The sequence below is a fragment of the Streptomyces sp. NPDC001828 genome, from assembly GCF_042892175.1.
Taxonomy (GTDB): domain Bacteria; phylum Actinomycetota; class Actinomycetes; order Streptomycetales; family Streptomycetaceae; genus Streptomyces.
The window spans coordinates 288,356-306,753 of sequence record NZ_JBIATV010000007.1 but is presented as its reverse complement, the minus strand read 5'-3'; the positions used below and the strand labels follow the sequence as shown (position 1 = coordinate 306,753).

General features: G+C 72.5%; 17 protein-coding genes. 6 read left to right on the top strand and 11 right to left on the bottom strand.

Annotated elements, in window-relative coordinates; all coding sequences use genetic code 11:
• Positions 1–2: 2 nt before the first annotated feature.
• Both ACFYZA_RS21700 and ACFYZA_RS21695 read left to right on the top strand, forming a co-directional pair.
• The gene (locus tag ACFYZA_RS21700; RefSeq protein WP_382583402.1) at positions 3–419 is read left to right on the top strand and encodes a pyridoxamine 5'-phosphate oxidase family protein; all 417 of its coding nucleotides are present in this window, start codon (positions 3–5) and stop codon (positions 417–419) included.
• Between the two features lie 15 nt (positions 420–434).
• Positions 435–1,448, top strand: a complete 1,014-nt coding sequence (locus ACFYZA_RS21695; RefSeq protein ID WP_382583399.1) for a phosphotransferase — start codon at positions 435–437, stop codon at positions 1,446–1,448.
• Positions 1,449–1,463: 15 nt separating this feature from the next.
• On the opposite strand, the gene ACFYZA_RS21690 is transcribed toward ACFYZA_RS21695, so the two are convergent.
• Positions 1,464–3,137 (bottom strand): protein kinase, encoded by a 1,674-nt coding sequence (locus ACFYZA_RS21690; RefSeq protein ID WP_388492193.1) that lies wholly within the window; start codon positions 3,135–3,137, stop codon positions 1,464–1,466.
• A gap of 323 nt (positions 3,138–3,460) precedes the next feature.
• On the opposite strand from ACFYZA_RS21690, the gene ACFYZA_RS21685 reads away from it, so the two are divergent.
• From ACFYZA_RS21685 to ACFYZA_RS21675, 3 genes are all read left to right on the top strand, one after another.
• Positions 3,461–5,089 carry a protein kinase gene (locus ACFYZA_RS21685; protein ID WP_388492191.1) on the top strand — a complete coding sequence of 543 codons (1,629 nt, stop codon included), beginning with the start codon at positions 3,461–3,463 and terminating at the stop codon, positions 5,087–5,089.
• 185 nt (positions 5,090–5,274) lie between these two features.
• Complete coding sequence (locus ACFYZA_RS21680) at positions 5,275–5,874, top strand: hypothetical protein (RefSeq protein ID WP_388492190.1); 600 nt, start codon at positions 5,275–5,277, stop codon at positions 5,872–5,874.
• A 144-nt stretch (positions 5,875–6,018) separates the two neighbouring features.
• The gene (locus ACFYZA_RS21675) at positions 6,019–6,558 is read left to right on the top strand and encodes a bacterial proteasome activator family protein (protein WP_382583387.1); all 540 of its coding nucleotides are present in this window, start codon (positions 6,019–6,021) and stop codon (positions 6,556–6,558) included.
• Between the two features lie 72 nt (positions 6,559–6,630).
• On the opposite strand, the gene ACFYZA_RS21670 is transcribed toward ACFYZA_RS21675, so the two are convergent.
• From ACFYZA_RS21670 to pdhA, 7 genes are all read right to left on the bottom strand, one after another.
• Positions 6,631–7,608 carry an NAD(P)H-quinone oxidoreductase gene (locus ACFYZA_RS21670; protein ID WP_382583384.1) on the bottom strand — a complete coding sequence of 326 codons (978 nt, stop codon included), beginning with the start codon at positions 7,606–7,608 and terminating at the stop codon, positions 6,631–6,633.
• A gap of 10 nt (positions 7,609–7,618) precedes the next feature.
• Positions 7,619–8,674: a potassium channel family protein gene (locus ACFYZA_RS21665; RefSeq protein ID WP_382583634.1), complete on the bottom strand. Its 1,056-nt coding sequence runs from the start codon at positions 8,672–8,674 to the stop codon at positions 7,619–7,621.
• A gap of 141 nt (positions 8,675–8,815) precedes the next feature.
• Complete coding sequence (locus tag ACFYZA_RS21660; RefSeq protein WP_388492188.1) at positions 8,816–10,174, bottom strand: molybdopterin molybdotransferase MoeA; 1,359 nt, start codon at positions 10,172–10,174, stop codon at positions 8,816–8,818.
• Positions 10,171–11,055: an NTP transferase domain-containing protein gene (locus tag ACFYZA_RS21655; protein WP_388492186.1), complete on the bottom strand. Its 885-nt coding sequence runs from the start codon at positions 11,053–11,055 to the stop codon at positions 10,171–10,173. Before ACFYZA_RS21655 ends, ACFYZA_RS21660 begins: the two co-directional genes overlap by 4 nt.
• 69 nt (positions 11,056–11,124) lie before the next feature.
• Complete coding sequence (locus tag ACFYZA_RS21650) at positions 11,125–12,432, bottom strand: dihydrolipoamide acetyltransferase family protein (RefSeq protein ID WP_388492185.1); 1,308 nt, start codon at positions 12,430–12,432, stop codon at positions 11,125–11,127.
• A complete protein-coding gene (locus tag ACFYZA_RS21645) occupies positions 12,432–13,439 on the bottom strand; it encodes an alpha-ketoacid dehydrogenase subunit beta (RefSeq protein ID WP_382583372.1) in 1,008 nt (335 codons plus the stop codon). Before ACFYZA_RS21645 ends, ACFYZA_RS21650 begins: the two co-directional genes overlap by 1 nt.
• A complete protein-coding gene (gene pdhA / locus ACFYZA_RS21640) occupies positions 13,439–14,563 on the bottom strand; it encodes a pyruvate dehydrogenase (acetyl-transferring) E1 component subunit alpha (protein ID WP_382583369.1) in 1,125 nt (374 codons plus the stop codon). Before pdhA ends, ACFYZA_RS21645 begins: the two co-directional genes overlap by 1 nt.
• Before the next feature lie 179 nt (positions 14,564–14,742).
• On the opposite strand from pdhA, the gene ACFYZA_RS21635 reads away from it, so the two are divergent.
• Positions 14,743–15,231 (top strand): Lrp/AsnC family transcriptional regulator, encoded by a 489-nt coding sequence (locus ACFYZA_RS21635; protein ID WP_382583366.1) that lies wholly within the window; start codon positions 14,743–14,745, stop codon positions 15,229–15,231.
• Between the two features lie 111 nt (positions 15,232–15,342).
• Here ACFYZA_RS21635 and ACFYZA_RS21630 read toward each other — a convergent pair whose 3' ends face one another.
• The 3 genes from ACFYZA_RS21630 to ACFYZA_RS21620 are packed head-to-tail and all read right to left on the bottom strand — an operon-like array spanning position 15,343 to position 18,336.
• The gene (locus ACFYZA_RS21630) at positions 15,343–16,152 is read right to left on the bottom strand and encodes an alpha/beta hydrolase family protein (RefSeq protein WP_388492183.1); all 810 of its coding nucleotides are present in this window, start codon (positions 16,150–16,152) and stop codon (positions 15,343–15,345) included.
• 49 nt (positions 16,153–16,201) lie between these two features.
• The gene (locus ACFYZA_RS21625; RefSeq protein ID WP_382583360.1) at positions 16,202–16,795 is read right to left on the bottom strand and encodes a TetR/AcrR family transcriptional regulator; all 594 of its coding nucleotides are present in this window, start codon (positions 16,793–16,795) and stop codon (positions 16,202–16,204) included.
• Positions 16,792–18,336 (bottom strand): 3-hydroxyacyl-CoA dehydrogenase, encoded by a 1,545-nt coding sequence (locus ACFYZA_RS21620; RefSeq protein WP_382583357.1) that lies wholly within the window; start codon positions 18,334–18,336, stop codon positions 16,792–16,794. Before ACFYZA_RS21620 ends, ACFYZA_RS21625 begins: the two co-directional genes overlap by 4 nt.
• Positions 18,337–18,398: the final 62 nt, after the last annotated feature.

The following is an 18,398-nucleotide window of genomic DNA, read 5'->3' as shown; positions in this document are numbered from 1 at the left end:
GCATGTCCTCCGAGGAAGCCCGCGCCATCGAGCTGCTCGGCCGTGTCCCGTACGGCCGCGTGGCAACCAGCATGCGAGCCCTGCCGTTCGTGGCCCCGGCCCGCCACATCGTGGTCGACGGCTGCGTGCTGCTGCGGCTGCACGCGGGGCTCGGCTACCACCACGCCTGCCTGGGCAGCGTGGTCGCCTACGGCGCCGACAACCTCAGCACCGGCGAGCAGGACGTCTGGTCGGTGCAGTTCACCGGCACCGCGGAGCCCTTCGAGCCCACCGCCGCGCAGCTGGAGCTGTTCGGCACGGACCCGCGCGAGGTCGACGGGGAGCCCTTCGACGCCGTGTACATGCGGATCGAACCCCAGTTCGTGACCGTCCATTCGCTGGACTACTCCACAGAGCGCCGACTCAAACACGTTGCGTGATCTAACATCTGACGAGTGCCGCGCTCATCTGCAACTCCACCCGTGGGCGAGCTCCTGCGCCGCTACGAGGCCCCCGGTGAGCCGCTCTCCTGCGAACGGGTCGCCCAGGGCCTGCTGAACCGCGGCTACCGGCTCGCCACCACCCGCGGCGACTACTTCCTCAAGCACCACCTGGACGGCGACCACGAGGCCATCGCCCGCCAGCACCGCGCCACCGAACGCCTCCAGGCCCTCGGCGTGCCCGTCGCCCCGCCCGTCCCGGACGCCGACGGCGACACCGTCGCGGTGATCGGCGGCCACTGCTACGCGCTGCACCCCTGGGTGCACGGCCGCCACCGCGACGGTGCCCAGCTCTGCACCGTGGAGTCCCGCAGGCTCGGCGCGCTGCTCGGGCTCGTGCACACCTGCCTGGCCCAGGTCATGGAGCCCGACGTGTCCCCGGCGGAGCACCTCAGCGCCGACCCCGCCGACACCCTCGCCCTCATCGACGACCTGGTGGCGCGGGCCCGCAGGCACCAGCCCCGTGACGCCTTCGACGAGCTCGCCGAGCACCGCCTCCTGGAGCGCCGCTTACTGCTCGGGCTGCACGCCCACCGCCGCCCGGCGGCCCCCGCGACCGGCGCCTGGGTGCACGGCGACTTCCACCCGCTGAACCTGCTGTACCGGGGCGAGGGCCGCTCGGCCGAACCCGCCGCGATCGTCGACTGGGACCGGCTCGGCGTCCAGCCCCGCGCCGAGGAGGCGGTCCGGGCCGCCGCGATCTTCTTCGTCCGCCCCTCGGGCGAGCTGGAACTGGCGAAGGTACGCGCCTACGCCCGCGCCTATCGCCGGGCCGCCGGCGCCGACGCCGAGGAACTGGCGGCCGCCGTGCACCGGGTGTGGTGGGAGCGCCTCAACGACTTCTGGATCCTGCGCTGGCGCTACCAGCTGCACGACCGAAGGGCCGACCCGCAGTTTCCTGCGGCGTCGGCCCTTGCGGTCTGGTGGACCCGCGAGTACGAGGCGGTGTGCGAGGCCTTCGCGGGGTGAGGGGTCCCGCTCAGGTCAGGGGTTAGCCGGCGGCGTGCCGCCGGAGCCGGACGAGGTGCCCTTGCTCGTGCCCTGGTCCGCACCGGACGAGGTGCCCTTGCTCGTGCCCTGGTCCGCACCGGACGAGGTGCCCTTGCTCGTGCCCTGGTCCGCACCGGACGAAGTGCCCTGGTCGGTGCCCGCACTCGTACCGGACGTCGTGCCCTGATCCGTGCCCTCGCTCGTCCCCGACGACGTTCCCTGGTCGGTGCCCGGCGAGTGCGAGGACTGCGACTTGCTCGGCGTCGGTGAGGCGGAGCGCGACCGGTGACGCGAGGGCGACTCGCCGTTGCCGTTCGAGCTGTTGCCGTAGGTCTGGCCCTGGCTGGTGCCCGGGGTGTCCGGCGTCGAGGGGGTGTCGGAGGCGGAGACCGACGGCGAGGTCTTCGGGGAGTTCGAGGTCGTGCCCCCGCCGCCACCGGAGCTTCCGCCCGTGTTCTGCGTGGCGTTCAGGGCGAAGGCCACGCCCGCGGCGATCGCGACGATCGCGAGCACCACGAACAGCACCATCTTGCCGCCCCGGCCGCCGCCGCCCTGCTTGCGGCCGCCGTGGTCGTAGCCGTCGTAACCGCCGTCGTTCGGGTTCATCGGCGGCAGGATCGGGCCGCCGAACTGCGAGGTCTCCCCGTGCATCGGGTGGCCCATGGCCGCCGTCGCGCCGGGGCTGCCCATCGCGGGGGTGTGGGCGCCCTCGTGCATCAGCTCGACCGGGCCGGTGTTCCAGGTACCGGTGTGGCCGCCCTGCGCCTGGAGCATCTGCAGGCCGTACTGGACCAGGCCGCGCATCTCCTCGGCGGACTGGAAACGGTCGTCCGGGTCCTTGGCGAGAGAACGCATGACGAGGCCGTCGAGTTCGGGCGGCGCCACATGGGCCACCTGCGACGGCGGCACCGGCATGTCCTGGACGTGCTGGTAGACCACGCTCAGCGGCGTCTCACCGATGAACGGGGGCCGCAGCGCGAGGAGTTCGTACAGCAGGCAGCCCGTGGCGTACAGGTCGGAGCGGTGGTCGACGGCCTTGCCGAGCGCCTGCTCCGGCGAGAGGTACTGCGGGGTGCCCATGACCATGCCGGTCTGGGTCATCGTCGACTGGGCGCCGTGCAGCGCCCGCGCGATGCCGAAGTCCATCACCTTGACCGCGCCCGTGTCCGTGATGATCACGTTGGCGGGCTTGATGTCCCGGTGCACGATGCCGTGCTGGTGCGAGTAGGCGAGCGCCTCCAGGACACCGGAGACGATGATCAGCGCCTGCTCCGGCGGCGGGGCGTCCGCGTCGACCAGGAGGTCGCGGATGGTGCGGCCCTCGACCAGCTCCATCACGATGTACGGGACGGTCTGGCCGCCCACGAAGTCCTCACCGGAGTCGTACACGGCGACCACCGCGTGGTGGTTGAGCCCGGCCACCGACTGTGCCTCACGCGTGAAGCGCGCCTTGGACACCGGGTCCTCGGCCAGGTCGGCGCGCAGCAGCTTCACGGCGACGGTGCGGCCCAGACGCACGTCCTCGGCGGCGAACACCTCCGCCATGCCGCCTCGGCCGAGGCGGTGCGTGAGGCGGTAACGGCCGTCGCCGACGAGTCCGCCGACCCACGACTCGTGGTCCTGCGCATCGGCCATCCCGGCGCCGTTTCCGTCGGGTTCGGGTGCCATCAGTCCTCGCCGTCGTATCTGGCCGCGTCCGCGGTCTTCTTTACGGTCTTCCGTCGTGCTCATCACCTGGTTGTGCAGTAGTGCACGCTACAGCGTTCGCAAGGGGCGCCGGTCCGGGATGGACCGGCCATCCAATCGGTTCCGCGTGTACCCATGCAAATCCCGTACGTTTTCGATGCTGGTCCTGTAACGCTTGCGAGACTCTTCCAGCGCGTACGGTCACGGAACGGGCACGCGGCTTGACGTGACCGACCCCTCGGGCAGACTTGGCCTGAAAAATCGAGGATCGGCACTGGCCACCGCGCCAAGGGGGAAGCACAGTCATGAGCCAGGACGGCGCACACGGCCGCTATGCGGGCGGTTCCATCGCGGGCGGGCGCTACCAGCTGCGCGACCTCCTCGGCGAGGGCGGCATGGCGTCGGTGTACCTCGCGTACGACTCCGCTCTCGACCGCCATGTCGCCATCAAGACGCTGCACACCGAACTCGGCCGGGAACAGTCGTTCCGCGAGCGGTTCCGCCGCGAGGCCCAGGCCGTCGCCAAGCTGCAGCACACCAACATCGTCTCCGTCTTCGACACCGGCGAGGACACGGTGACGTTCAGCGGCTCCGCCGAGGACGGCGGGGTGATGCCGTACATCGTCATGGAGTACGTGGAGGGCGAGCCGCTCGGCTCGACGCTGCACCGCGACATCCAGCAGTACGGCGCGATGCCCGCCGACAAGGCCCTCAAGGTGACCGCCGACGTGCTGGCCGCCCTGGAGGCCAGCCACGAGATGGGCCTGGTCCACCGGGACATCAAGCCGGGCAACGTGATGATGACCAAGCGCGGCATCGTCAAGGTGATGGACTTCGGCATCGCCCGTGCGATGCAGTCCGGCGTCACCTCCATGACGCAGACCGGCATGGTCGTCGGCACTCCCCAGTACCTGTCGCCCGAGCAGGCCCTCGGCCGCGGCGTGGACGCCCGCTCCGACCTGTACTCGGTCGGCATCATGCTCTTCCAGCTCCTGACCGGGCGGATCCCCTTCGACGCCGACTCGCCGCTGGCGATCGCGTACGCGCACGTCCAGGAGGAGCCGGTCGCGCCGTCCTCCCTCAACCGGTCGATCACCCCGGCGGTGGACGCGCTGGTCGCCCGCGCCCTGAAGAAGAACCCGAACGAGCGCTTCCCGAGCGCCCAGGCCATGCACGACGAGATCCACCGGATCGCCTCGGCGGGCCAGACGGGCGCCGCGCCGGTCATCACCGGCGGCGCCCCGCCGGTCAGCGGCACGGGGGTCGGCGCGACGGTCTTCCCGCCGCTCGACTCGCAGGCCGCGCCCGGGCTCCAGGGTCGTGTGCAGACGCCGTACCCGTCGGGCCCCTACGGCCCGCCCACCCCCGCGCCGACCCCGCAGCCGCAGCCCTCGTACGGCTATCCGCAGCAGCCCGCCCCGATGGCCGCCCAGACACCGCCGCCGTACTCGATGTCCCCGGCGCAGCCGTCCGCGACGGGATCGGGCGGTTCGAAGCGGAACACCCCGGTGATCGTGGGCGCGGTCGCGGTGGCTCTGCTCGCGGTCGGCGGTCTGATCACGGCGCTGACGCTGAACAACAAGGACGACACCGGGGGCGGCGGCGGTGACGCCAAGGCCAGCAGTTCCGCGGCGGCCGGCCACAAGGGGCCGGAGCGCGAGCGCACGATGGACTCCGACAAGTGCACCTCGCCGCAGACCTCCACGCTCGACCCGGGCAAGGTCCAGGCGCCCGACTTCTCCTACAAGGACATCCTGTCGGTGAAGTCCTGCATCCAGGCCGCTGGCTGGAAGGTCAACACCGAGACGGTCGACAACGGCCAGTGGGGCCAGGACGTGGTCATCACCCAGTTCCCGGCGGCCGGTGTGGACGTGGACAAGAAGAACGCCCAGTTCACACTCCAGATCTCCTCGGGCAACGCGCCCGCGCAGTAGACGCGCACGGCTCGTCCGACGAAGGCCCGGCACCCTGGTGCCGGGCCTTCGCGCGTAGGTGGCGGGTGACGGCCCGGCCCGTTCGGCGCAGGCCCGACGGCTCCCGGGATGCCGGGCAACTCCCCCCGTGTGACGCTGATTCGGTCACCCAGGCGTTACACGTCCGTACGGGAGGGGGCCCTCGCATGGCTCCAGGGGTCCGGTCGCTCACGGCGGCCGTTTCGCTGACGGGAGCGCTGCTCCTGACGCCCCTGCCGTACGCGGTCGCCACAGGCGTCCCCTCGCCCGGCCCGCCCTCCAGTGCGGTTCCCTCCGGCACGGCACGCCCGTCGCCGCGCACCGACCCATCGCCGCGCGCGGACCCCTCGCTGCGCGCCGCTTCCTCACCGCAGGCCGTCTCCGAGGAGCAGCACCTCGCGGGCAGCCGGGCGGGCGAGGGCCGGACCCGGCCGGGCCGCCTGGAGCCGCAGCAGAACCTGTACCCGGACGCTTCCGACGTGCTGGCCCCCGACGAGGCGGCCTCCGAAGGTACGGCCCCGGCCCAGGAGCCGGGCAACCCGCCGCCCCCCGCACAGGTCCGGCCCGCCGAACCTCCACCACCATCCCCAGCGCCGATGGCCACCCCCACCGCCGACGGGGTGCTGCCCACGCCCCGCCACCATCACCAGCCGCAGGCGCTTCCCAGCAATTCCGACCTGCGGGCCCACGTCCTCTCGCTGGGGGCGGGGCTCACCCTGACCGGGCTTGGGCTCGGGTTTCTGGCACTGCGGCTGCGCAGGCCGTGAACCGGGCGACCATTCCCACCGGGTGGTTGCCGTTTCACGTGAAACATCGTCTGCCCGGTGGGAATGGTCGCCCGTGAAGCGGTGGATCAGGCCTTCCCGGGGGCACAACGTGATGTGAGGCACGTGTGCGAGAGAATGGGCGGCATGGAGATGCCGAGGAACGATAAGTCGCCGGACAGCCCCCACATCCTGGTCGTAGGCCAGGACGGTATGGCCATCGGCGGTGGAGACGACGAGTCCCGCGAGGTCCCGGTGACGGAAATGGTCGAACAGCCCGCGAAGGTCATGCGTATCGGCAGCATGATCAAGCAGCTCCTGGAGGAAGTCCGCGCGGCTCCTCTCGACGAGGCGAGCCGCGTTCGCCTGAAGGACATCCACGCCTCTTCGGTGAAGGAGCTGGAAGACGGCCTGGCGCCGGAGCTGGTCGAGGAGCTGGAGCGGCTCTCCCTGCCGTTCACGGAGGAGGCGATCCCCTCCGAGGCCGAACTGCGCATCGCTCAGGCCCAGTTGGTGGGCTGGCTCGAAGGTCTCTTCCACGGGATCCAGACGGCTCTGTTCGCCCAGCAGATGGCGGCCCGCGCCCAGTTGGAGCAGATGAGGCGCGCGCTGCCGCCCGGGTCGTCGCACGAGGACGACGAGGAGGACGGCCCGCATGCGGGCGCCCGATCGGGCCCGTACCTGTAAGCAGGCCCGCCGGACACGGCATGGGAGAGGGGGCGCCATTCCGGCGCCCCCTCTCCGCGTTCGCACGGCCCGTCAGGCCGTGAGCAGCACCTTGCCGACGTGGCTGGAGGCTTCGAGCACCCGGTGCCCCTCGGCCGCGTCCGCGAGCGGCAGCGTCCGGTCCACGACGGGACGCACCCGGCCTCCCGAGATCAGCGGCCACACGTGCTCGCGCACGGCCGCCACGATGGCCGCCTTCTCCGCCGCGGGGCGGCCGCGCAGCGAGGTCGCGGTGACCGCGGCCCGCTTGGTGAGCAGCGCGCCCAGGTTCAGCTCGGCCTTGGCGCCGCCCTGCAGGCCGATGATGGCGAGGCGCCCGTTGACCGCGAGGGCCCGCACGTTCCGCTCCAGGTACTTCGCGCCCATGATGTCGAGGATGACATCGGCGCCGACGCCGTCCGTGGCCTTCAACACCTCGTCCACGAAGTCCTGTTCGCGGTAGTCGATCAGGATGTCCGCGCCGAGCTCGGCGCAGCGCGCCAGTTTGTCGGGGCCGCCCGCGGTGACCGCGACCTTGGCGCCGACCGCCTTGCCGAGCTGGATCGCCATGGTGCCGATCCCGCTGGCCCCGCCGTGCACCAGGAGTGTCTCGCCGGGCCGCAGGTGGGACACCATGAACACGTTGGACCAGACGGTGCAGACGACCTCGGGCAGGGCCGCCGCCGAGGCCAGGTCCACGCCCTCGGGGACGGGCAGCAGCTGCCCGGCCGGCACGGCCACCTTCTGGGCGTAGCCGCCGCCGCTCAGCAGGGCGCACACCTCGTCGCCGACGCTCCACCCGGACACTCCGGGGCCGAGCGCGGCGATCCGCCCCGAGCACTCCAGACCCGGGTAGGGGGAGGCGCCGGCCGGCGGGTTGTAGAAGCCCTGTCGCTGGAGCACATCGGCACGGTTGACTGCGGCGGCGGCCACCTCGACGAGGACCTCGCCCTCGCCCGGTACGGGATCGGGCACCTCGGCCCAGACCAGTGCCTCGGGACCGCCCGGCTCAGGAATCGTGATCGCATACATGCGGCCGACGCTACTCCGGACCGTCCTCCGCCGCCGTACCGCCGGCTCGTACGATCGTGATGAGCCGGTCGGTCAGCTGGAGCGGGCTCGCCTTGACGTCGTCGTACGCCAGCAGCCGGTGGCCGCGCAGCACGCTCACCACCAGGTCGTCGGTGTCCCGCACTCCGCGTCCGACCTCGCTCTTCTTCACGGGCCGCTCCACCATGTCGAGCCCGCTGCCCTGCTGGATCAGGTCCTCCATCACGGCGCCGGCGCTCGGGCTGAGCACGGAGAGGCCGAGCAGCCGGCCGGCGGCGCTGGCGCTGGTGATGACGGCGTCCGCGCCGGACTGGCGCAGCAGCGGCGCGTTCTCCTCCTCCCGCACGGCGGCGACGATCTTCGCGCCCCGATTCAGCTGGCGGGCCGTCAGCGTGACCAGGACGGCGGTGTCGTCGCGCTGAGTGGCGATGATGACCCGGCCGGCCTTCTGCACCTCGGCCCGCAGGAGTACGTCGCTGCGGGTGGCGTCGCCGATGACGCCGACGAAGCCTTCCGCATTGGCGGTCTCGATCACCTTGGCGCTCGGGTCGACGATGACGACCTGGTCCTTCTTCAGGCCCCTCGCGCACAGGGTCTGGATCGCCGAGCGGCCCTTCGTCCCGAAGCCGACGACGACGGTGTGCTGTCGCAATTGAGCCTTCCAGCGGTTGAGCCGCCACTCTTCGCGGGTCCGTTCGGTGAGGACCTCGAGAGTGGTTCCGACGAGGATGATCAGGAACAGCACGCGCAGCGGTGTGACCAGCAGGATGTTGGTGAGCCGGGCGCTGTCGCTGTAGGGGACGATGTCGCCGTAGCCCGTCGTGGAGAGCGTGACGGTGGCGTAGTAGACGGCGTCGAGGAAGTCGACCTTGCCGTTGGCGTTGTCGTGATAGCCGTCTCGGTCGATCCAGACGATGAGCGTCGTCAGCATCAGCACGGCGAGCGCCATCAGGATCCGCTTGGCGACCTGGCGCAGCGGCCGGTCGACGACCCGGCGGGGCAGTGCCACCCGCCGGGTGATCAGGTGCTCGCCCGCTTGGCGGGCCATGACGTCATGGCCGGGCAGTTTCACGTGAAACGCCCTTCAGCAGGCGGCGAGTTGAGGGTCAGGATGTGGTGTTTCACGTGAAACAGCCTTTGTGGTGGCGGGAGTTGGCGGAGGGGTGGTTCGCGAAGGCGGCCCCGCGTTTCACGTGAAACACCCACCGCCCGAGCCCGCCTGAGACCACGGAAGGTCGAGGATCTCGACCTCCTCACCGGCCCGCGCCCCGCCGGGGGCCACGACCGCGAGCCCGTCGGCGGCCGCGATGCCGCGCAGCATCGCCGGGCCGTTGTAGTGCAGCGGCACCACCCGTTCCGCGCGGTGCACCACCGGGACGAGCCGGGTGTCGTGCGGATGCCCCTGCACCTCGTTGCGCAGCGGCGCGGTGTACGTCACCGGCTTGGGCCGCCCGGCGAGTTCCCGCAGGAGCGGTTCGGCCAGGGTGAGGAGCCCGGAGACCGCGGCGAGCGGGTTGCCGGGCAGCCCCACCAGATGCTTGCCCACCCCGATCTGGGCGAGCAGCATGGGGTGGCCCGGCCGCACCGCGACGCCGTCGACGAGGAGCTCGGCTCCCGCCTTGCGCAGCACGGGGTGGACGTGATCGACGGGGCCGGCCGCCGTGCCGCCCGTCGTGATCACCAGGTCGGCCGAGGAGCTGGTGACGGCGGCGAGCAGCGCCCCCGCGTCGTCCTTCAGGCGGCGGGTTCCGATGACGTCGGCGCCCAGCGCCCGCAGCCAGAACCCGAGCATCGGTCCGAGCGCGTCGCGGATCAGCCCGTCGTGCGGAAGCCCCTGGGTGAGCAGCTCGTCGCCGAGGACCAGGATCTCGACCCGGGGCCGCGGCACCGTGCTCAGCTCGTCGTATCCGGCGGCCGCGGCGAGGCCGAGCACGGCCGGGGTGACCAGCGCGGTGGCGGGCAGCAGTACGTCGCCCGAGCGGCACTCCTGGCCGCGCGGACGGATGTCCTGGCCGTGCAGCACCACGCGGTCGGCCTGGAGCTGGGTGCGCGCCTGGTCGCTGCGGGCGTGTTCGCTGCGGATCACCGCCGTGGCGCCGGCGGGGATGCGGGCCCCGGTGGCGATGCGTACCGCCTCGCCGTCGGCGAGGGTGCCGGGTGCGGAGTGTCCGGCGAGGACGCCGCCGTCCCGCACCGCCCAGGGGCCGGGTCCCGCGACGGCCCAGCCGTCCATGGCGGAGGTGTCGAAGGAGGGCAGGTCGGTCAGCGCGGTGAGCGGCTGGGTGAGGACCTCGCCCAGGGCCGACTCCAGCGGCACCCGGTGGGAGTGGCCCGGAGCGGCGCGGCCGGCCCGGGCCGCCACCGCACGGGCGTCGTCCCAGACCGCTGCCGGGCGGCGGGGAGCCGTGCGGTCGGACGGCGGCCCGGGCTCGGCGGAGCCTCCGCCGGCGGGCGGGGTCTCGTGTTCGGGGGGCGCGGGCGGGGCTTCGCGCAGCAGGGCGAGGGCTTCGTCGGATCCGTCGTCGGCCCCCGCGCTCCGGGCGGTCATCCGGCGTCGTTCGTCGGGCCGTCGGCGGCCTCGGTCTCGGCCGCCCAGCGCAGGGCGAGCGCGGCCGCCTTGTGGGCCGACTCCGCCACGTCCTTGCCCGAGCCGCCCGCCTGCGCGGCCGCGTAACCCACCAGGAAGGTGGTGAGGGGGGCGGCGGGCCGGGCGACGCCGTGGGCGGCGTCCCTGGCCAGGTCGAGCAGGACACGGGTGTCGACGTCCAGCTCGATGCCGAGTTCGTCCTTGACTGCGGTGATCCATTCGTCCAGCACGTCCCCATGGTCCCTGATCCGGGCCCGAGCGGCGGCGAGGTCCTCCCAGGTGTCGCAGTCGAACGAGGCGAGCGGGTCCGCCTCGACGCGGGCGAGTTCGAGTTCACGGGTGAGCAGCCGTAACGGGAGCCCGGCCAGCGAGCCGTGCTCGCCGGCGATCCGCGCGAGTCCGCGGCGCAGTGGTTCGGCGCGATAGACGGCGACCAGCGGCTGGTCGCGGCCGTCGGCGTCGGTGCAGAGCGCGCCGTCGCCGCCGACGCGCCGCAGTTCGCCGAGGAGGGCGTCGACCGTCGGAGCGGCCAGGAACGGCAGATCGGCCGAGAGCACGAGGACGTTCCCGGCCGATGTGCGGCGCACCCCGGCGTCCAGGGCGGCCAGCGGCCCGCCGCCGGCCGGCTCCTCGCGCGTCCACACCACGGGCCGCGCGGTGGGCCGCCGGCCGCCGACCACCACGGTGGTGGCGGCACCGGCGCAGGCGGTCAGCACCCGGTCGAGCAGCGCCCGGCCGCCCACGCTGAGCCCTGGTTTGTCGGCGCCGCCCAGCCGCTTGGCGGCGCCTCCGGCGAGTACTACGGCGTCATACGCGGGTGCTGCGGCGTCATACGCGGTCATCCCCCGAGTATGTGCTGCCGGACGATCACGACCACCCCCGCGAACGTCCCGAGTTCGCGGGGACGTTCGTCACAGCGTGCGCAGCAGGACCGCCGGGTGTTCCACGCAGTCCGCGACGTAGCGCAGGAAGCCGCCCGCGGTGCCGCCGTCGCACACCCGGTGATCGAAGGTGAGGGAGAGCTGGACCACTTGGCGCACGGCGAGCTCGCCCTCGTACACCCAGGGCTTGGGGATGATGCGGCCCACGCCCAGCATCGCCGCCTCGGGGTGGTTGATGATCGGCGTGGAACCGTCGACGCCGAACACCCCGTAGTTGTTCAGGGTGAAGGTGCCTCCGGTCAGCTCGGCCGGGGTCAGTGTGCCGGTGCGGGCCGCCTCGGTGAGCCGGGCCAGCTCGGCGCCGACCGAGTCGACGTTGCGGCCGTGGGCGTCGCGGACGACCGGGACGACCAGGCCGCGCTCGGTCTGGGCCGCGAAGCCCAGGTGCACCTCGGGGATCCGCACGATCTCGCGGGCCGCCGTGTCCACCGTCGAGTTGAGCTCGGGGTACCGGGCGAGGGCCGCCGTGCAGATCCGGGCGAGCAGCGCGAGGACGGACACCTTGGGGCCGCCCGCGTGGTTCATCGCGGCGCGGGCCGCCATCAGCTCCGTGGCATCGGCGTCCACCCAGCAGGTGGCGTCGGGGATTTCGGTGCGGCTGCGGCTGAGCTTTTCGGCGACCGCGCCGCGAATGCCCTTCAGGGCGATGCGCTCACCGGCGGGAGCCGCGGCGGGCGCCGCGGCTGCGGCAGGCGTGGCGACGGACGCGGCGGGCTCGGGAGCCGGGGCCCGCACGGCGGATTCGACGTCCACGCGCAGGATCAGGCCCTGGGGGCCGGTCCCGCGCAACTCCCGCAGATCCAGGCCGTGTTCACGGGCCAGTTTGCGCACCAAGGGCGAGATGACCGGCACGGGCCCCGGCGCCTGCGCGGGGGCGCTGTCCACCACGACCGCCACAGCGGGCGCGGGCGCTGTCGCGGGCCGCACGCGGGAGCGGCGCCGGGTGGTGGCCGCGGCCGTCCCGTAGCCGACCAGGACGTTGCCCGAGTACTCGGAGGACTCGGCGTCCTCGGCCTCCGACCGCTCCTGCGGCGGACCGACCGCGACCGTCAACAGGGGAGCGCCGACCGGCAGTTCGGTGCCCTCCTCGCCGAAGCGGGCGGTGACGACACCGCCGTAGGGGCAGGGCACCTCGACCATCGCCTTGGCCGTCTCCACCTCGACCACCGGCTGGTCCACGGCCACCACCTCGCCGACCTCGACGAGCCAGCGCACGATCTCCGCCTCGGTGAGCCCCTCTCCGAGGTCGGGCAGCTTGAACTCGAGCACCTTCGGCATCAGTGCTCCGCCTCCCACTGCAGCCGCGCCACCGCGTCCAACACCCGGTCCACGCCGGGCAGATGGTGCTTCTCCAGCATCGGCGGCGGGTAGGGGATGTCGAAGCCCGCGACCCGCAGCACGGGTGCCTCCAGGTGGTGGAAGCAGCGCTCGGTGACGCGCGCGGCGATCTCGGCGCCGGGGCCGGCGAAGCCGGCCGACTCGTGGACGACCACGGCCCGCCCGGTGCGCCGCACCGAAGCGCACACCGTCTCGTCGTCGAACGGCACCAGGGAGCGCAGATCGACGACTTCGAGGTCCCAGCCCTCCTCGCGGGCCGCCTCGGCGGCCTCCAGGCACACCGGCACGGACGGCCCGTAGGTGAGGAGCGTGGCGCTGCGCCCGGCGCGCCGCACGACCGCCTTGCCGATGGGTTCGACGGGCGCGGGGTCCTGCGGCGACCAGTCGGACTTCGACCAGTACAGCCGCTTGGGCTCGAGGAAGACGACCGGGTCGTCGCAGGCGATGGCTTCCCTGAGCAGGCCGTACGCGTCCTCCACGGTGGCGGGCGTGACGACCTTCAGGCCGGGCGTGGCCATGTAGTAGGCCTCGCTGGAGTCGCTGTGGTGCTCGACGCCGCCGATGCCGCCGCCGTAGGGCACGCGCACCACGATGGGCATCGCCATGGCGCCCCGGGTGCGGTTGCGCATCTTGGCGACGTGGCTGATGAGCTGCTCGAACGCCGGGTAGGCGAAGGCGTCGAACTGCATCTCGACGACGGGCCGCAGCCCGTACATCGCCATGCCGACGGCCGTGCCCAGGATGCCGGCCTCGGCGAGCGGGGTGTCGGTGCAGCGGTCCTCGCCGAACTCCTTGGCGAGCCCGTCGGTGACCCGGAAGACGCCGCCCAGGGTGCCGACGTCCTCCCCGAGGACGTGGACGGTCGGGTCCTCGGCCATGGCGTCACGCATCGCGCGCTGCAGGGCCTGCGCCATGGTGGCGGGTTTTCTGTCGGTGGCGGTGGTCATCACCGGGCCTCGGCTTCCAGCTCGGCGCGCAACTGGGCCGCCTGCTCGCGCAGTTGACCGCTCTGTGCGGTGTAGACCTCGGCGAACAGGTCCATGGGGTTCAGGGACGGCTCGGCGTTCATCTGCTCGCGCAGGGCCGCGGCCATGGTCTCGGCGGCCTCGGCGGCGGCACGTATGCCGTCCTCGTCGATCAGGCCGCGGGCGGTCAGCTCGCCCTCCAGGAGGCGGATCGGGTCGTGGTCGCGCCAGGCGTCGACCTCGGCGGAGCCCCGGTAGCGCGTCGCGTCGTCGGCGTTGGTGTGCGCCTCCATGCGGTACGTGACGGCCTCGATGAGGGTGGGGCCGCCGCCGCGCCGGGCCCGGCCGACGGCCTCGGAGAGCACCTGGTGCACGGCCGGCGCGTCGTTGCCGTCCACCAGGCGGCCCGGCATTCCGTAGCCGACGGCCTTGTGGGCGAGGGAGGGCGCGGCGGTCTGCTTGGCGAGCGGCACGGAGATCGCGAAGCCGTTGTTCTGGACCAGGAAGACCACCGGGGCCTGCCAGACGGCCGCGAAGTTCAGCGCCTCGTGGAAGTCGCCCTCGCTGGTGCCTCCGTCGCCGACCAGGGCGAGCGCCACCACGTCGTCGCCCTTGAGGCGGGCCGCGTGGGCCAGGCCCACGGCGTGCGGCAGCTGGGTGGCGAGCGGGGTGCACAGGGGCGCGATGCGGTGCTCGCGGGGGTCGTAGCCGGTGTGCCAGTCGCCGCGCAGCAGCGTCAGGGCCTGCACGGGATCCAGGCCGCGGGCGACGGCGGCGAGGGTGTCGCGGTAGCTCGGGAACAGCCAGTCGCGCTCCTCCAGGGCCAGCGCGGCGGCGACCTCGCAGGCCTCCTGGCCGGTCGACGAGGGGTACACGGCGAGGCGGCCCTGCTTGGTGAGGGCGGTCGCCTGCGCGTTGAAGCGGCGGCCGCGGACCAGCTCGGCGTACAGCTTCAGCATCAGCGCGCGGTCGAGCTCGGCTCCGGTGCCGAGGACCCGGAACGGCTCGGCGTCCGGGAGGAGCGGCGCGGGGTCGGTGCGGGGCCTCCAGGCGGGGGGAGGGGTCGGCCGGTATGCGGCGGCACCGGGGAGCTCTTGGACCGTCATGCCAATGCACCTCCTTGTCGGAGCGGACATCCAGGGCGAGGCGCGACTGTGACGCCCCTCACCTACCGATTGTTCGGTCGTGGACGCATTTTGGCTACAGGCACCTTCAGCCTGTGGACAAACGGTTCTCCACAGCCTGGGATGGGAACAGGTCGTCCACAACAGGAAGGCGGGGGGACATGGCAGCTGAACAAATGGCCACCGGCGAGAACCGGCCGGTGCCGCCACGCCCGCTGGACCAGATCGATCACGACATCCTGCGCATCCTGCAGACCGACGGCCGGGCCTCGATACGCTCCGTGGCCGAGCGGGTGCACGTCTCGCGCGCCAACGCCTACGCGCGCATCAACCGGCTCGTCGAGGACAGCGTGATCCGCGGCTTCACCGCGCGCGTGGACCACGAGCGGGCGGGCCAGGGCGCGGCCGCGTACATCACGCTCAAGATCGTGCAGAACTCCTGGCGCACCGTCCGCGAACAGCTCAAGGAGCTGCCGGGGGCCGCCCACATCGCCCTGGTGAGCGGGGACTTCGACGTGCTGCTCCTGGTGCACACGCCGGACAACAGGGCGCTGCGCGAGCTGGTCCTGACGCGGATCCAGTCCATCCCCGAGGTGCTGTCGACGCGCACGCTGCTGGTGTTCGAGGAGACCGACCTGGACCCGGCGTAGGGCCGTGGCCGCGGCTGCCGTCCGCAGTACTTACTGCTGACCCGAGTACTTACTGCCGACCCGAGTGCTTACTGCTGACGAGCTACGGCTCGGCACCCGCGGCCCCGCCGCTCAGGTGCAGTACTTCTTCAGGAAGGCGAGCACGGTGTCCCAGTTGGCCGGGGTGGCCAGCAGGGCCACGCCGTGTGCCGCGGTGCCCTTGACCTGGACGAGCCGGTTCTCCGGGGCCTTGGCGCTGGCCCCGCTCAGCTCGCGGGCGGCCGTGGTGAAGGTGCCGTCCTGGTCGCCGGCCATGTAGAGGACCGGCACGGTGAGGTTCTCGACGGCTTCGCGCGCGTCCATCGAGCCGTACCTCTCGGGGGCGGAAAGGGCGACCACCGCGTCCGGTTTCAGGGGCATGCGGGTGGCCGCCTGGAGAGTGGCGGTGCCGCCCTTGGAGGCGCCCATGAGCAGCAGTTTCCAGGCGCCCTCGGCGCGCAGGGTGGCGGCCGCGCCCTCGATCTCGGCGGCCTCGTCGTCCGTGGTGCTGTTGACGGCGAGGACCCGGAAGCCGGCCTTGCCGAGTTCGACGGCCTTGTCCTTCCACTGGCAGACGTTTCCGTCGGCCTGGTGGGCGAGGACGATCCCGGTGTTGCCGCTGCCGGTCAGAAAGCCGCCCGTGGGCGCCCCGGTCGCGCTCTTGAAGACGACGGAGCCCGCCATGGCCTGCGCGGGCGTCAGACAGCCGAAGTCGTCACCCTTGACCGGGGCCGGCGCGGCGGACGGCACTCCGGCCTTCTTGACGGCGGCCCGCGTGTCCTGCGACCGGCCCGCCGCGTCGTCCTTGCCGCTCCCGCCGCCGCATCCGGCCAGCGTCAGGCCCACGAGCAGCACCGTGGCACAGCCGGACACAAGGGACGCAGGAGTTCGCAAGGCAGCCATGACCGTGGATGTTGATCCGCTTCGGTGTCTCAGTCAACGGCACCGGGACTCAGTGGCCGGTCCGCAACCCCTCGAAGGCCATCCGCACCACGGTATCGGCCACCTGGTCCCCGTCCGCCTCCCCCTCGCGCTGCGGCCGGTACCACTCCACCAGCGAGTTGACCATGCCGAAGAGCAGCCGGGTCGCCAGGCGAATGTCCAGGTCGGCGCGGAGATCCCCGTCCGCCACTGCCGCCTTGAGCAGATCGGAGACACGCTGGTCGAACTCCCGGCGGCGCTCCATCGCCCAGCGTTCCGTCTTGGTGTTACCGCGGACGCGCAACAGCAGAGTGACGTAGGGAAGTTCCGCCGTCAGGACTTCGACCGTACGTCGAGTGACGTACTCGACCCGCTCGATCGACCGGCCGCGCCCGGCGCCCGGCTCGTCCAGGACGCCGAAGAGGCCGTCGATGGCGCGGCTCACGGCCCGGTGGAGGAGCTCCTCCTTGCCGGCGACGTGGTGGTAGATCGACGACTTGGAGATCCCCGCCGCCTTGGACAGGTGCTCCATCGAAGTGCCGTCGTAGCCACGCTCGTTGAAGATCCGCACCGCGACCGTGAGCAGCGTCTCGGGCGTGTAGGTGTCACGCTTGGGGGTGGTCATGAGCCCGTCTCCTCATCGCCCGCGTACGCCTGCCGGTAGAGCGCGAGCGAGGGGGCGTAGCGGCCGGTGGGGCAGCGCTCGTGCAGCGCCGAGAGCAGGTCGTACGCCCAGTCCTGGCCCAGGCGCCGGTTCCATTCGACGGGCCCCAGCGGGTAGTTGACGCCGAGCCGCATCGCGGTGTCGATGTCCTCCGGCGAGGCGACGCCCTTGGCGACGGCGTCGGCGGCGAAGTCGACGAGCATCGCGACGGTACGGGCGACGATCATGCCCGGCACGTCACCGATGACGCTGACCTCCTTGCCGAGCTTCTGGAACAGGCCGACGGCCTCGCTGACGGCCCTCTCGGAGGTGTCCTCGCTCGCGGAGAGCGCGATGCGGGTCGCGCCCCGGTAGTCGAGGGCGAGGTCGAAGTAGACGACGTCGGCGAACTCGACGGACGTCTTGCCGTCGGCGGGCACGAGCTGTCCATCCCCCGGAAGCTCGATGTAGGGGCCGCCCTCGTTGACGGTCTTCACCGCGATGCCGGCCTCGCCCATCATCGCCACCAGGTCGCGGGCCGGGCCCAGGTCACCGACCACGGTGACGGCCTCGGGCGCCCGCGCGGGCGGCGCGGTGTGCGGCGCGGGGCGCACCGCCTCCTGAGAGGACGCGCCGGGCGCCTCGTAGGCGTACCAGCCGCGGCCGCTCTTGCGCCCGTGCAGCCCGGACTCGACCAGGCGGCGCTGGGCCAGGGACGGCGTGAACTTGGGGCTCTGGAAGAAGGAGTCCCAGACCGAGCGCGTCACCGCCTCGTTGACGTCCTGGCCGATGAGGTCGGTGAGCTCGAAGGGGCCCATGCGGAATCCGCCGCACTCGCGCAGCACCGCGTCGATGGTGGCCGGGTCGGCGCCGCGCTCCTCGTGGATCGCGAAGGCCTCGGCGTAGAAGGGCCGGGCGATGCGGTTGACGATGAAGCCGGGGGTGTCGGTGCAGCGCACCGGCGTCTTGCCCCAGGCCTTCGCCGTCCCGTATGCCCTGGCCGCCGCGGCCTCGTCGGTGGCGAAGCCGCTGACGACCTCCACCAGCGGGAGCAGCGGCGCCGGGTTGAAGAAGTGCAGGCCGACGAAGCGGCCCGGGTGCCGCAGCTTGCCCGCGATCGCGGTCACCGACAGCGATGAGGTGTTGGTGGCGAGCAGGCAGTCCTCGCCGACCACGTCCTCGAGAGCGGCGAACAGCTCCTGCTTGACCGGGAGTTGTTCGAGGATGGCCTCGACGACGAGCGCGGCGTCGGCGAGCTCGGCGAGTCCGTCGGCCGGGTGCAGCCGGGCCAGCGCCGCGTCGCGCCCGGCGGCGTCCAGGCGGCCCTTCTCGACCAGTCGGCCCAGGCGTCCGGCGAGGGCGTCGGCGGCCTCGCGCGCGCGGCCCGGCACGGCGTCGTAGAGCCGTACGGGGTGCCCGGCGACGAGGGCGACCTGGGCGATGCCCTGCCCCATGGTCCCGGTGCCGACGACGGCGACGGTACGGCTCGGCGCGATCGCTGAGGCGCTGGCGGTTTCGGTCATGGACGCGATCCTCCCCTACGGCTTGCCCACGGGCCCGGCGGGCCCCCTCCCGGGGCCGCACG